Source organism: Azospirillum palustre (genome assembly GCF_002573965.1).
Classification (GTDB): Bacteria; Pseudomonadota; Alphaproteobacteria; order Azospirillales; family Azospirillaceae; genus Azospirillum; species Azospirillum palustre.
Window position 1 is genome coordinate 2,453,219 of sequence record NZ_PDKW01000043.1, and the last position, 12,798, is coordinate 2,466,016.

At 67.8% G+C, this 12,798-nt stretch carries 11 protein-coding genes; 4 read left to right on the forward strand and 7 right to left on the reverse strand.

Annotation, left to right across the window (positions count from 1 at the left end; all coding sequences use genetic code 11):
• Positions 1 to 42: 42 nt before the first annotated feature.
• Positions 43 to 639, forward strand: a complete 597-nt coding sequence (locus CRT60_RS33905; protein WP_098740738.1) for a Spy/CpxP family protein refolding chaperone — start codon at positions 43 to 45, stop codon at positions 637 to 639.
• Between the two features lie 314 nt (positions 640 to 953).
• Here the strand turns inward: CRT60_RS33905 and CRT60_RS33910 are convergent, their stop codons facing one another.
• Complete coding sequence (locus tag CRT60_RS33910; protein WP_098740739.1) at positions 954 to 1,343, reverse strand: hypothetical protein; 390 nt, start codon at positions 1,341 to 1,343, stop codon at positions 954 to 956.
• A gap of 248 nt (positions 1,344 to 1,591) precedes the next feature.
• Between CRT60_RS33910 and CRT60_RS33915 the strand changes: the two genes are divergently transcribed.
• The 3 genes from CRT60_RS33915 (at position 1,592) to CRT60_RS33925 (ending at position 5,813) form a co-directional block, all read left to right on the forward strand.
• Entirely contained in the window at positions 1,592 to 4,117 is a 2,526-nt protein-coding gene (locus CRT60_RS33915) for a helicase-related protein (RefSeq protein WP_098740740.1), read from the forward strand.
• Positions 4,118 to 4,163: 46 nt separating this feature from the next.
• Positions 4,164 to 4,616, forward strand: a complete 453-nt coding sequence (locus CRT60_RS33920) for an RNA-binding S4 domain-containing protein (RefSeq protein WP_098740741.1) — start codon at positions 4,164 to 4,166, stop codon at positions 4,614 to 4,616.
• Positions 4,617 to 4,730: 114 nt separating this feature from the next.
• Positions 4,731 to 5,813, forward strand: a complete 1,083-nt coding sequence (locus tag CRT60_RS33925; RefSeq protein ID WP_167421860.1) for a Tim44 domain-containing protein — start codon at positions 4,731 to 4,733, stop codon at positions 5,811 to 5,813.
• A gap of 96 nt (positions 5,814 to 5,909) precedes the next feature.
• Here CRT60_RS33925 and CRT60_RS33930 read toward each other — a convergent pair whose 3' ends face one another.
• From CRT60_RS33930 to CRT60_RS33955, 6 genes are all read right to left on the reverse strand, one after another.
• Positions 5,910 to 6,977, reverse strand: a complete 1,068-nt coding sequence (locus CRT60_RS33930) for an ABC transporter ATP-binding protein (protein WP_098740743.1) — start codon at positions 6,975 to 6,977, stop codon at positions 5,910 to 5,912.
• Positions 6,978 to 6,996: 19 nt separating this feature from the next.
• The gene (locus tag CRT60_RS33935) at positions 6,997 to 8,196 is read right to left on the reverse strand and encodes an extracellular solute-binding protein (RefSeq protein ID WP_193548475.1); all 1,200 of its coding nucleotides are present in this window, start codon (positions 8,194 to 8,196) and stop codon (positions 6,997 to 6,999) included.
• Between the two features lie 185 nt (positions 8,197 to 8,381).
• On the reverse strand, positions 8,382 to 9,308 hold the full coding sequence (locus CRT60_RS33940) for a GGDEF domain-containing protein (RefSeq protein ID WP_098740744.1): 927 nt from the start codon (positions 9,306 to 9,308) through the stop codon (positions 8,382 to 8,384).
• A gap of 127 nt (positions 9,309 to 9,435) precedes the next feature.
• On the reverse strand, positions 9,436 to 11,004 hold the full coding sequence (gene dnaA, locus CRT60_RS33945; RefSeq protein WP_098740745.1) for a chromosomal replication initiator protein DnaA: 1,569 nt from the start codon (positions 11,002 to 11,004) through the stop codon (positions 9,436 to 9,438).
• 523 nt (positions 11,005 to 11,527) lie between these two features.
• A complete protein-coding gene (gene rpsT / locus CRT60_RS33950; RefSeq protein WP_098740746.1) occupies positions 11,528 to 11,788 on the reverse strand; it encodes a 30S ribosomal protein S20 in 261 nt (86 codons plus the stop codon).
• Positions 11,789 to 11,983: 195 nt separating this feature from the next.
• Positions 11,984 to 12,760: an enoyl-CoA hydratase gene (locus tag CRT60_RS33955; RefSeq protein WP_098740747.1), complete on the reverse strand. Its 777-nt coding sequence runs from the start codon at positions 12,758 to 12,760 to the stop codon at positions 11,984 to 11,986.
• Positions 12,761 to 12,798: the final 38 nt, after the last annotated feature.

Below are 12,798 nucleotides of genomic sequence, written 5' to 3' on the forward strand. Positions count from 1 at the left end.
TCCGGGGTTTAGACAGCACCAACACACCGAGGAGTCGACACCATGAAACGCGCCCTTCTGACGTCCGCCCTGCTGGTCGCCGGTCTCGGCGTGGCCGTTCCGGTCTTCGCCCAGGGTGGTCCGCAGCCCGGCGGTCCCGGCCCGGCCGGCGGTCCCGACCGCCACTTCGCCCGCATGTGCGAGGACCAGGAGGCCCGTCTGGCCGGCAAGCTGGCCTATGCGGAGAAGAAGCTGAACATCACCGAGCAGCAGCGCGCCGCCTGGACCAAGTTCGCCGACGCCGCCCGCTCCAGCCTGAAGCCGACGCAGGATCTGTGCGTCAAGTTCAAGGACACCCCGCCGCCGGCAGCCCTGCCGCAGCGCCTTGAACGCGCCGAGCAGATGATGCAGGCCCACCTGCAGCAGGTCCAGACCGTCCGCCCGGCCCTGACCGACCTCTACGCCCAGCTGACGCCCGCCCAGCAGAAGCAGGCCGACCGCATGCTGAACCCGGGACCGGGCGGCATGGGTGGCCATCATATGGGCCCGCACCATGGCGGACCGATGGGCGACCATGACGGTCCGCGCCATGGCATGGGTCCGGGGAAGGGCCCCGGTCCGGGTCCGGCTCCGGCACCGCAGGAGCCGCCCAAGGGCTGACGTAACAGAGAGACTCCCGGCGGCGACCCCAAGCCCCCCAACGCAGCCGCCGTGAGCCCGAGGGCCGCCGACCCCCCAGTCGGCGGCCCTTGTCGTTTTGCAGGGATTGTCCGGTGCCGATTGACTTTACGCCGGTGAGCGCCCAAACTTCCCATAGGCCTTAGAGGTGAGAACCAGCTGCCTCACACGCCTGGAAACAGGTTATTAGCCTTCCCGACGCTTTTGCGGATGCAGGATCGGTGGGCAGGTCAAGAGATCCGGGATAGCGTCCGGCTAAGGCACAAGCCCCCTCCAGCAGGGGGCTTTTTCTTTGCTCAGCTCCCGATGATCAGTTTCAGGCTGCCGGATCGTTTCTTCTTCTCAAGATCCGTTTCGGTGATCAGGTAGGAGGAGCGGACATTGTAATTTCCCCGATCGTTCCGCTCCAGGGAAACGGCAACCAGCATCAGAGGCCTTCCCTCCAGATCGATCCGGCGGATCAGTTCGAAGTTCCGGGCATGGCGGTCGCTTTGCCGCACATACATCGGCTGGCTTATCACCAACTCCAGATTCACGATGCAGATGCTGTAATCGTCGCTGCAGTCGACTGCGATATGGCGATGTGCAATCGAACTGAGCCAGGCGCATCCAACCTCCAGCTCGGTTCCCAGGACCCGGTTGATCGAATCGACCGGCAGTTCGCACAGAAGCCGGGCTGCAAACAACTTTCGATCAACCCTATCCAATGCGGAAAACCCTCTGAACTGGCGCAGCGGAAACCATACGTCCGTGTGGGTTGATCATCAAGGCAGCCGGCGCGCCTTCCGAAGAGGTGGATCAAGCCGATCCTGCCCCATTGACCTGCATGCGATGCGCAGGCCCTTTCCCGGATGGGGCGTGCCGATGTCCCAAACGACTCTTCGGCCAAGCCGCCGCTTGCATTGCGGCCTCGCGCACCCCAAAGCTTAGCCCTATGACGTCCTCTCACGCTTCGGCGGGCGGCGGTCTCGGGCGGGGGGGCCGTGTGGTCGCCGTGCTGGGGCCGACCAACACCGGCAAGACCTATCTGGCGATCGAGCGCATGCTCGGTCACCGGTCCGGAATGATCGGCTTTCCCCTGCGCCTGCTGGCGCGGGAAAACTATGACCGCATCGTCGGGATCAAGGGGAAGAACGCGGTAGCACTGGTCACGGGGGAGGAGAAGATCCTGCCCCCCAACCCGTCCTACTGGGTCTGCACCGTCGAATCGATGCCGCTGGACCGTGCCGTCGATTTCCTGGCGGTGGACGAGATCCAGCTCTGCGCCGATCCCGAGCGCGGCCACATCTTCACCGACCGGCTGCTGAACGCCCGCGGCCTGGTCGAGACCATGGTGCTGGGATCCGATTCGATGCAGCCGATGATCCGCCGGCTGGTGCCGAAGGCGGAGTTCATCAGCCGGCCGCGCTTCTCCCAGCTGACCTATGCCGGCCACAAGAAGCTGACGCGCCTGCCGCCGCGCTCGGCCGTCGTCGCCTTTTCCGCCACCGACGTCTATGCCATCGCCGAGATGATCCGGCGCCAGCGCGGCGGCACCGCCGTGGTGCTGGGCGCGCTCAGCCCGCGCACCCGCAACGCACAGGTCGGGCTCTATCAGGCGGGCGAGGTCGATTATCTGGTGGCGACCGACGCCATCGGCATGGGGCTGAACATGGATGTCGACCATGTCGCCTTCGCCCGCATCGTCAAGTTCGACGGCTTCGCCCCGCGCCGCCTGCGCCCGGCCGAGGTGGCGCAGATCGCCGGCCGCGCCGGCCGCCACATGCGCGACGGCACCTTCGGCACCACCGACGAGGTGGGGGAGCTGGACGCCGACCTCGTCACCCGCGTCGAGAACCACGAGTTCGAGACGGTCAAGGCCTTGTCCTGGCGCAACAGCGAGCTGCGCTTCGACACGCCGGGCTTCCTGCTGAAATCGCTGGAGGAACGCGCGCCGCTGGCGGAGCTGTCCCGCGTGCGCGAGGCCGACGACCATCTGGCGCTCCAGGCGCTGGTGCGCGATCCGGAGATCATGGATCTGGCGCGCGGCCGCGATGCCGTGAAGCTGCTGTGGGAGGTCTGCCAGGTCCCCGACTTCCGCAAGGTGCTGTCGGATGCCCACACCAAGCTGCTCGGCCAGATCTTCCGCAGCCTGCGCACGCCGCTGCGCCGGCTGGACGACGACTGGGTGGCGAAGCAGATCGCCCGGCTCGACCGCACCGAGGGCGACATCGACGCGCTGGTCGCCCGCATCGCCCACATCCGCACCTGGACCTACATCTCCAACCGGCCGACCTGGCTGAAGGACCCGCTGCACTGGCAGGAGCGCACCCGCGCCATCGAGGACCGGCTGTCCGACGCCCTGCACGAGCGGCTGACCCAGCGCTTCATCGACCGCCGCTCCGCCACGCTGGCCCGCACGCTGAAGGACGGGCGCTCGCTGCTCGGCGGCGTGCGCGCCGACGGCGAGGTGGTGGTGGAGGGGCATGTCGTCGGCAAGCTGGAGGGCTTCCGCTTCGTCCCCGACGCGCCCGACCGCTCCGACGAGGCGAAGTCGCTGCTGACCGCCGCCCGGCGGGCGTTGCGCGACGAACTCGCCAAGCGGCTGCGCGCCTTCGAGGCGGAGCCGGACGACGCCTTCGCGCTGGGGGCCGACGGGGTGCTGAGCGCGGATGGCCTGCCGGTGGCGCGGCTGGCCGCCGGCCAGTCGGTGCTGGCGCCGCTGGTGGTGCCGTTCGACGACGGCATGCTGGACCAGGCCCAGCGCGAGCGGGTGCGGGCGCGGCTGGAGCGCTGGCTGAAGGACCACATCGCCGCCCGGCTGAAGCCGCTGTTCGCGCTGTCCGCGGCGCAAGCCCTGTCCGGCGCCGGCCGCGGTCTGGCTTTCCAGCTGGTGGAGGGGCTGGGGGTGCTGCCGCGGCAGCCGGTCGCCGATATGGTCGAACGGCTGGAGCGCGAGGACCGCAAGGCACTGACCGCGCTGGGCGTCCGGCTGGGGGTGTCGCACCTCTACCTGACCGCGCTGGCCAAGCCGGCGGCGGTGACCTTGCGCGGGCTGCTGTGGGCGGTGTCGAAGGGCCACCCCCTCCCCGTCCCGATCCCGCCGCCCGGCCGGGTGTCGGTGGAAGCGCCATTGGGGAAGGAAGGCGGCGCGCCGCCGGCCTTCTGGGAGGCCATCGGCTATCCGCTGGCCGGCGGGCGGGCGCTGCGCGTCGACATGCTCGACCGGCTGGAGACGGAGCTGCTGACCGCGTCCAAGGCCCATGCGCCGATCCGCGAGGTGGCGCTCGGCCAGCGCGTCGGCCTGTCGGCGGAGGAGCTGGGGGCGGTCCTGGCCGGGCTCGGCTATGTCCGCGCGGAGGGCGAGGACGGGGCGGTGACCTGGAAGCGGAAGCGCCCGCAAGGGAACCGGCAGCGGCGCGAGAAGCCGACCAACGAGGATCACCCCTTCGCCAAGCTGCGTCAGCTGTCGGGGATGTAGACGGCATGACGACCATAGGAAGCGAGACCAACAGACGGAAACGCCAATGAGCAACACCGACAGCGAAGACTCCACCCCCGGCCGGCTGCGGATCGACAAGTGGCTTTGGTATGCGCGCTTCTTCAAGACGCGCAGCCTCGCCGCCAAGCTATGCAACGACGGGGGCGTGCGGCTGTCGGGGGCGGTGGTGTCCAAGGCGCATGCGGCGGTCAAGCCGGGCGACGTGCTGACCTTCGCCCAGGGACGGCACATCCGCGTCATCAAGGTGGTGGCGCTGGGCAGCCGCCGCGGCCCGGCGCCGGAGGCCCAGGCGCTGTACGAGGATCTCGCCCCTCCCGTGCCGGAAGAGCGCTTGCAGGACCCCTACCGCGCCCCCTTCCAGCCGCCGGGCGCCGGGCGGCCTACCAAGCGCGACCGCCGGGCGATCGACGCCCTGCACGGCGACGGCCCGATGGGCGATGGACCGATGAGCAATGCTTGGCAAAGTGAGACCGATTAGGCGGCGGTGCTGATTGTTGCTCGAAAAAAGTGAGACCGCCTCTTAAACGGAGGCGGGACCACCCCCATCTGGGAAGGCTGGATAACCGACCAGATGCGACAAGCGAGCACGATCATGAGCGAGAAGACCCGACCTTCGAGCCTTTCCGCCCCCTCTTCAGCGAAGCGCGGCGCCCGCGCTGCGACCGCCGTGGCGGTTGCGCTGGTGATGGCGCTGGCCGCCGGAACCGCCGACGCCCGCGCCGGCAAGAGCAGCTCCTCCGGCAGCCGCGGCAGCCGCACGACCGAGGCGCCGGCCGCCACCTCGACCGCCCCCAACTCCGTGTCGCCGATGGAGCGCTCGACCGCCCCGGCGGCGTCGCCCGGCATGCAGCGCCCCGGCGCCGCGGCCACCGCCCCGGCGGCGGCCCCCTCGCGCGGCTTCTTCGGCGGCGGCTTCATGTCGGGCCTGATGGGCGGCCTGATCGGCGCCGGCATCGGCGCGATGCTGTTCGGCGGCGGCTTCTTCGAGGGCTTGGGCAGCTTCGCCGGCATCCTGGGCTTCCTGCTGCAAATCCTGCTGGTCGTCTTCCTGGTCCGGCTGGCCATGCGCTTCTTCCGCAACCGCTCGCAGACCGCCAACACCGCGGCGTCCGGCGGTCCGCTGGGTGGAAACCGCCCGGCCTATGCCGGCGGCCCGCAGGATGGGCAGATGAACCGCGAGGCGACCGACGCCGGCTACAACCCGATGGGGAACCGCGGTATGGGCGGCGGCAACGCCGGCCCGGCCCAGCGCCGTCAGGCCGCCGACGAGATCGGCATCCAGCCGGCCGACTTCGAGTCGTTCGAGCGTCTGCTCGTCACCGTCCAGACCGCCTACGGGCGTGAGGATGCCGAGGCGCTCCGCGCTGCGACGACGCCGGAGATGTTCTCCTACTTCAACGACGATCTGGCCGAGAACCGCAGCCGCGGCGTCGTCAACAAGGTCAGCGACGTCCGCCTGCTCCAGGGCGATCTGGCCGAGGGCTGGCGCGAAGGGGCGCAGGAGTACGCCACCGTCGCCATGCGCTTCGCGCTGACCGACGTCACGGTGGACCGCGCCAGCGGCCGGGTGATCGAGGGCAACGCCTCGCAGCCGACCGAGGCGACCGAGCTGTGGACCTTCGTCCGCCCGCGCGGCGGCCAGTGGCAGCTGTCGGCGATCCAGCAGGCCAACTGAGGCTTGCGGGTTCAGGAATGCGAAACGCCCCGGCCAATCGGCCGGGGCGTTTTCGTTTGTGCGGAGTGTTCCCTCTCCCGGGGCGGGAGAGGGAACTCAAGCCGTCGGCAGAACCACCGCGTCGGCGGCGCGGAAGCCCAGCCGGGCGGTCTCGCCGGGGACGAAGGCAGGCTCCTGGCCCAGATGCGGCATCTGCACGGTCAGGCCGCCGTCCAGAAAGGCGTTCACGAACGCGCCTTCGAAGTCGCTGTGGCTGACGCGGGCGGTCAGGCTGTTGTCACCCTCGCCCACCCCCGGACGTTCCGGCATCAGACGTTCCGGCCGGACATAGAGGGTGGCGCGGTCGCCGACCGCCAGCCCGCGCGGATTGCGCCCGCGCAAGGCTCCGAAGGCGCTGTCGAGCACCGCCCAGCCGTCGGCCGCCTGCGTCACCCGCCCGGTGAAGCGGTTCGACTCGCCGACGAAGGACGCGACGAAGGCGGTCTCCGGATGGTCGTAGATGGTCTTGCCGTCGCCCACCTGTTCCAGCACGCCGCGCGACATCACGCCGATGCGGTCGGACATGGTGAGCGCCTCGCCCTGGTCGTGGGTGATGTAGATGAAGGTGACGCCGGTGCGCTTCTGCAGCTCGCGCAGCTCGGCGCGCATGTGCTGGCGCAGCTTGAGGTCCAGCGCCGACAAGGGTTCGTCCAGCAGCAGCACCGCCGGCTCCACCGCCAGGGCACGGGCGATGGCGATGCGCTGGCGCTGGCCGCCGGACAGGTCGGTCACCCGCTTGTCCGCCGTGTCGGGCAGCGCCACCAGCTCCAGCAACTCGCGGACGCGGCGCTTGCGGTCGGCCGACGGCACGCCGCGCACCTCCAGCCCGAAGCCGATGTTGTCCGCCACCGTCATCAGCGGGAACAAAGCGAGGTTCTGGAAGATCAGCGCGGTCGGCCGCTTGTTCGGACCGATCCCCTTCATGTCGCGGCCGCCGATGCGGACGGCGCCGTCGGTCGGCTCCATGAAGCCGGAGATCATGCGCAGGATGGTGGTCTTGCCGCAGCCAGAGGGGCCGAGGAAGCTGAAGAACTCCCCGGCCGCGATGGTCAGCGATACGTCGCGGACGGCGACGGTGTCGCCGAACCGCATGGTGACGTGGTCGAGTTGGACGTCTTGGCTCATGGCCCCTGCTGTGTGCGGATCACGCCGCCAGGAAACGATCCTGGTACTCGTTGCGGATGGAGACGTACCACGCCTCCTGGATCGGCCACCACCACAGCTTCTGCAGGGCATCGCCAGGATAGGCGTCGGCGAAGAACTGCTTGTTCAGGTCGGTCAGGTGGGCCTCGGCGCCGACCGCGGTGCTGGAGATGCCGGAATGGTTGGTGTAGAGCGCGCCGGCCTCCGGCGTGTAGAACCAGTTGATCCAGGCATAGGCGTTCTCAAGGTTCTCGGCCTTCTTCGGGATGGCGAAGCCTTCCATCCAGGCGAGCGCACCCTCCTTCGGCGCCACGAAGCGGACCGGCAGCCCTTCCTTGCGGAGCGCCACGGCGCTGCTGTCCCAGGTCTGGCCGATGACGCAGCCATTGGTGCGGAAGGCGCCCTGGGCCTCGTTCTCGTTGGTCCAGAACTGGGCGACCGACTTCTTGTTGGCGGCGGCCACCTTGAGAATGGCGTCGAAGTTGGCGCGCGCCTTCGCCTCGTCCTTGAACTGGTCGCGGACCGGGTGCGGCAGCTTGCCCTGGCTTTCCAGCCACAGCGCGATGCCGATCAGCGAGGAATGGCCGCGCACCGTCACCTTGCCGGCGTTGGCCGGCGCCCACAGGTCGCCGTAGCTGGCGGTGCCGTAGGCGAGCGGCGCCTTCTTCATGTCGTAGGCCAGCGCCTCCGTCCCCCAGTCGGCCGGGGCGAAATAGCGCTTGCCCCCGACGACGCCGCCCATCCCGGCGGAGCCCTCGACCGACGATTTCAGGCAGCCGTCCCACTTCACCTTGGCCTCGTCGATCGGCTGCACCAGCTCGAACTCGACATAGTTCGGCACGCGGTCGACGGTGGGGTGGATGATGTCGAAGCCGGCGCCGCCGGTCGCCTTCAGCTGGTTCAGCAGCTCGTCGTTGGTGCCGTATTCGGTCAGGGTCGCCTTGACGCCGGTCTTCTTCTCGAAGTCGGCCAGCATGTCCGGGCTGATGTAGCCGGCCCAGGAGAAGATCTTCACAGAACCCGACGCCGCGTGGCCCTCGCGCAGGACGAAGGGACCGACCGAGGCGACACCGGCGGCGGCGGCAGCGCTTTGCAGCAGCAGGCGGCGGGTGAAGCTCTTGGCGGCGCGCTGGGTCTCGGCGCTGGACCGCTGGGATTCGGTCTGGGCGTGATCGAGCGTGGTGTGAACGATCTTGGACATGACGTCCGGTCTCCCTGGCTCTTGGATGGCGTTTGGACGGGCGGCGTTCCGGCGCGTTGGCGCAGCCCCGCTCAAGACGAAAAGTGTGCCTGAGATAAAAGCCGTCCGTCCATGGGGGAAGATGAAGCTCCGCCAAACTTCATAGAGCCGTCACATGGCAAAAGGAGATCCCGGGAGGAGGATCGTCACATCACATAGAAGCGCGCCTTCACCGTCACACCCTCGGCGCCGCGGAGCACGGTGCGGTTGCGGCCGCTGCGCTTGGCGAAATAGAGCGCCTCGTCGGCCTGGGTCATCAGGTCGCCGACCGAGACGGTGTCGCGGTCCAGGCACATGCCGATGCTGACGGTGAAGCCGAAGCTGGCGCCGCTGCCGGTCTCCACCGTCAGCTCGGCGGTGGAGCGGCGGATCGCCTCGACCCGCGCCAGCGCCCCCTCAAGGTCGTCCGACGGCAGGCACAGGCAGAACTCCTCCCCGCCCAGCCGGCCGAGGAAGCCGCCGTCGGGCACATGGGCGGCGCAGTGATCGGCGAAACGCTTCAACGCGACGTCGCCGTTGCTGTGGCCATGGGTGTCGTTGATGGTCTTGAAATGGTCGAGGTCGAACATCGCCACCGCCATGGGGGAACCGGTCTCCTTCGCCGCGCGGTAGGCCTGCTCCAGCTTTTCCATGAAATAGCGGCGGTTCAGCACCCCGGTCAGGTAGTCGGTGTGCAGCATCTCCACCATCACCCGGTGCATGCGGCTGATGCGCTCGCCGGCCCGCACGCGGGCGCGCAGCATCGACAGGTCGATGGGCTTGGCCAGGAACTCGTCCGCCCCCGAATCGAAGGCCTCGATCCGCCGGGCGGTCTCGGTGTCGCCGGTCATCAGGATGGTGAAGGTGCGGTGCTGGTCGTCCTCCGCCCGGACATGCCAGCACAGTTCCAGCCCGGTCATCACCGGCATTTCCAGATCGGTGATGAGGAGGTGGATGTCGTGGCTGCGGTAGATCGACAGCGCCTGCGCCCCGTCCGCGGCGAGCAGCACGGTGTAGCCGTTGCTTTCCAGGTCGGCCCGGATCAGGTCGCGGAAGAATTCGGAATCGTCGGCGACAAGGATATTCGTTTCCACCGCAACACCACGCCGTCCGCAAAGAGTCCGTGCGCCGGAACCTTAGCAAACTTCACAGTGCGATGGCATAGCGGCGTGGCGACACGTCGCGGTTGATTGGGCCATTGATTGATTAGCCGAACGATCCTCAGCTTTCGAGCATGCGGCGCAGCAGCTCGACATCTTCGGCGAAGGACGGATCGGTGGCGCGCAGCTCGTCCACCTTCTTGACCGCATGCATGACCGTGGTGTGGTCGCGGCCGCCGAACTTGCGGCCGATCTCCGGCAGGGAGCGGGCGGTCAGCTGCTTGGCCAGATACATGGCGATCTGGCGCGGGCGGGCCACCGCGCGGGCGCGGCGGGCGGAATGCATGTCGGCGACGCGGATGTTGTAATGCTCCGCCACCCGCTTCTGGATCTCGTCGATGGTGACGCGGCGGTCGTTGGCGCGCAGCAGGTCGTGCAGCACCTCCTGCGTCGTCTCCAGCGAGATGGAGCGGCCGACCAGCTCGGCATGGGCGACGATGCGGTTCAGCGCCCCTTCCAGCTCGCGCACGTTGGACGTGATCTTGTGGGCGAGGAACTCCAGCACCTTCATCGGGATGCTGGCCTGGAGCGCGTCGGCCTTGGCCTGGAGGATGCCGAGGCGCAGCTCGTAGGTGGTCGGGTGGATGTCGGCGACCAGCCCCCAGCCGAGGCGGGAGCGCAGACGCTCCTCCATGCCTTCCAGGTCGGACGGGCTCTTGTCGGCGGAGATGATGACCTGGCGGTTCTGGTCGACCAGCGCGTTGAAGGTGTGGAAGAACTCCTCCTGCGTGCTGTCCTTGCCACTGATGAACTGCACGTCGTCGATCATCAGCACATCGACCGAGCGGAACTGCTGCTTGAAGGCCATCGTGTCCTTGAAGCGCAGCGCCCGGATGAACTGGTACATGAACTTCTCGGCCGACAGGTAGAGCACCTTGCGGTTCGGGTCGTTCTTGCGGATCTGCCAGGCCAGCGCGTGCATCAGGTGGGTCTTGCCCAGCCCCACCCCGCCATAGAGGAACAGCGGGTTGAAGGTCACGGTGGTGGCGTCGGCGACGCGGCGCGCGGCGGCATGGGCCAGCTCGTTCGGCTTGCCGACGACGAAATTCTCGAAGGTGAATCGCGGGTCGAGTGCGGCCGACAGGTCGGAGCGGTCCTCCAGAATCGCAGGCACCCCGGTCGGCGATTCGTCCGACGCCCCGCCATAGGAGGCCGAGGTGTAGACGGTGGACGGGGCCTGATCGCCGGAGAATCCGGATTCGGACGGGCGCATCGACGACCACGACTGCGCCCCCGGCGGCGGGGCCGGGCGGGGAGCGGGACGGGAATCGGCAGCGCGCGAATCGAAACCGCGCGAATCGAAACCACGGGGCGGAGCGGGGCGGTCGTCGTCGATGTCGTCATTGTCGGCGACGAGCGCCGCCGGCGGGCTGGTGGAGGCGACGATGACGTCGATCGACTGCACCTCCGGATTCTCGCCGGACCAGAGGGCGCGGATGCGGTCGGCATAGTGGGTCAGCACCCAGTCGCGCATGAATCGCGTGGGCACGACGATGCACACCTCGCCGCCGATCAGGCTGGCGACGGACAGCGGCTGAAGCCAGCTCCGGTAGGCGATCTCGCCCACCTCTTCCTTCAGGCGTCCGCGAATGCGCGCCCACTGCTGATCCAACGACACGCCGACCGACATGCTCCCTTACCCCCGCTCCTTCCGCCGGCCGGCCAAAACCGGATGGCCGCCGTCTGGTCCAGCCCGAAAGACTCCGGGCAAGGAAAAACCGAACGGAACACTATAACCGAAAAGCACACGCCGGAGTCGACGGGATTGAAAATCCCGCCCCAGGCGCGACAGCTTGTAAGTAAAAGAAGATCGTGCGAACGACCGGGACTCAACAAGCCCTGATCCGGCGTAAGACCTTCAGTATTTCACTGCTGTGTTCAGGCGGACACAGAGTGTTTCATCACCCTATTTCGCCCGACCGAATGGACCAAAAGTCTAACCATGCTGCGGAAATCTGGCAATGGGACAGATGGCGAACGGGCCAAAAAGATAAAAACGTTCGCATTGACCGCATGACCGATCCCGAATCTCATACACGGCCCTCAGAACAATCTAAGACAATTGTCGAGCATCGACAGATTTACTTTAAACGCAAAAAGCCGCGCCCCGAGTCACGGGCGCGGCTTTTTGAAAGCAGCGTATGAAAGCTCTATCAGAGAGCCTTGATCGCAGCCGACAGACGCGACAGCTTGCGCGACACAGTGTTCTTGTGCAGCACGCCCTTCGACACGCCGCGCATCAGCTCCGGCTGAGCGGACTTGAACGCCTCGGCGGCGGCGGACTTGTCGCCGCTCTCGATCGCGCCCTCGACCTTCTTCACGAAGGAACGGATGCGGCTGACGCGGGCACGGTTGACTTCCGTGCGACGCTCGGTCTGACGAATGCGCTTTTCAGCGGACTTATGATTGGCCATGGAAACCCTACTCCGAACGACACGGCTGTCGTGATGCGAGCGCGCCTTATACGCGGCAGCGCACCGCGAGTCAAGGCGTGGACGCCCGATGATTTTGACTAATCGTACTTGAACGACATCTTGATGGGATCTGGACCGCCCCCCGCAAGATGCAGGGGACGGCTCCAGCGGCAGAGTCGAAGCTGGCGCGACGACTCAGCGATTCTTCCAGGCGGCCTGGCGCTTCTCGGCGAATGCCGCCATGCCTTCCTTCTGGTCTTCGGTGGCGAAGGTCGAATGGAACAGGCGGCGTTCGAAGCGGACGCCCTCGGCCAGCGTCGTCTCGTAGGCGGCGTTGACCGCCTCCTTCGCCATGGCGATGACCGGCTGCGACAGCGAGGCGATCTTGGTGGCGACCTTCACCGCCTCCTCGACCAGCTCGGCGGCCGGGACGATGCGGGAGACGAGGCCGCAGCGCTCGGCCTCGGCGGCATCGATCATGCGGCCGGTCAGGACCATCTCCATCGCCTTGGACTTGCCGACGAAGCGGGTCAGGCGCTGGGTGCCGCCGGCGCCGGGGATGGTGCCGATGGTGACCTCGGGCTGGCCGAACTTGGCGGTGTCGGCGGCCAGGATGAAGTCGGCCATCATCGCCAGCTCGCAGCCGCCGCCGAGCGCGAAGCCGGCGACCGCGGCGATGGTCGGCTTGCGGCACTTGGCCAGCCGCTCCCACTTCGCGGTGATGAAGTTGGAATTGTAGACATCCATATAGGAGAAGCCGGCCATCTCCTTGATGTCGGCGCCGGCGGCGAACGCCCGCTCCGACCCGGTGACGACGATGGCGCCGATGGCGCTGTCGGCCTCGAAGGCGTCCAGCGCCTGGCCCAGCTCGGTCACCAGCTGGTCGCACAGCGCGTTCAGCGCCTTCGGACGGTTCAGCGTGATCAGGCCGACCGGGCCGCGCGTCTCGACGAGGATGGTTTCATAGGACATGGCTGCAGCACTCTCCCGATGGGGCGAGCCCGGTTGCT

Bases quoted from the DNA above. Each gene is read 5' to 3' on its own strand.
- CRT60_RS33905 (WP_098740738.1), top strand. From the start codon at position 43: ATGAAACGCGCCCTTCTGACGTCCGCCCTGCTGGTCGCCGGTCTCGGC.
- CRT60_RS33915 (WP_098740740.1), top strand. From the start codon at position 1,592: ATGACGTCCTCTCACGCTTCGGCGGGCGGCGGTCTCGGGCGGGGGGGC.
- CRT60_RS33920 (WP_098740741.1), top strand. From the start codon at position 4,164: ATGAGCAACACCGACAGCGAAGACTCCACCCCCGGCCGGCTGCGGATC.
- CRT60_RS33925 (WP_167421860.1), top strand. From the start codon at position 4,731: ATGAGCGAGAAGACCCGACCTTCGAGCCTTTCCGCCCCCTCTTCAGCG.
- CRT60_RS33930 (WP_098740743.1), bottom strand. From the start codon at position 6,977: ATGAGCCAAGACGTCCAACTCGACCACGTCACCATGCGGTTCGGCGAC.
- CRT60_RS33935 (WP_193548475.1), bottom strand. From the start codon at position 8,196: ATGTCCAAGATCGTTCACACCACGCTCGATCACGCCCAGACCGAATCC.
- dnaA (WP_098740745.1), bottom strand. From the start codon at position 11,004: ATGTCGGTCGGCGTGTCGTTGGATCAGCAGTGGGCGCGCATTCGCGGA.
- rpsT (WP_098740746.1), bottom strand. From the start codon at position 11,788: ATGGCCAATCATAAGTCCGCTGAAAAGCGCATTCGTCAGACCGAGCGT.
- CRT60_RS33955 (WP_098740747.1), bottom strand. From the start codon at position 12,760: ATGTCCTATGAAACCATCCTCGTCGAGACGCGCGGCCCGGTCGGCCTG.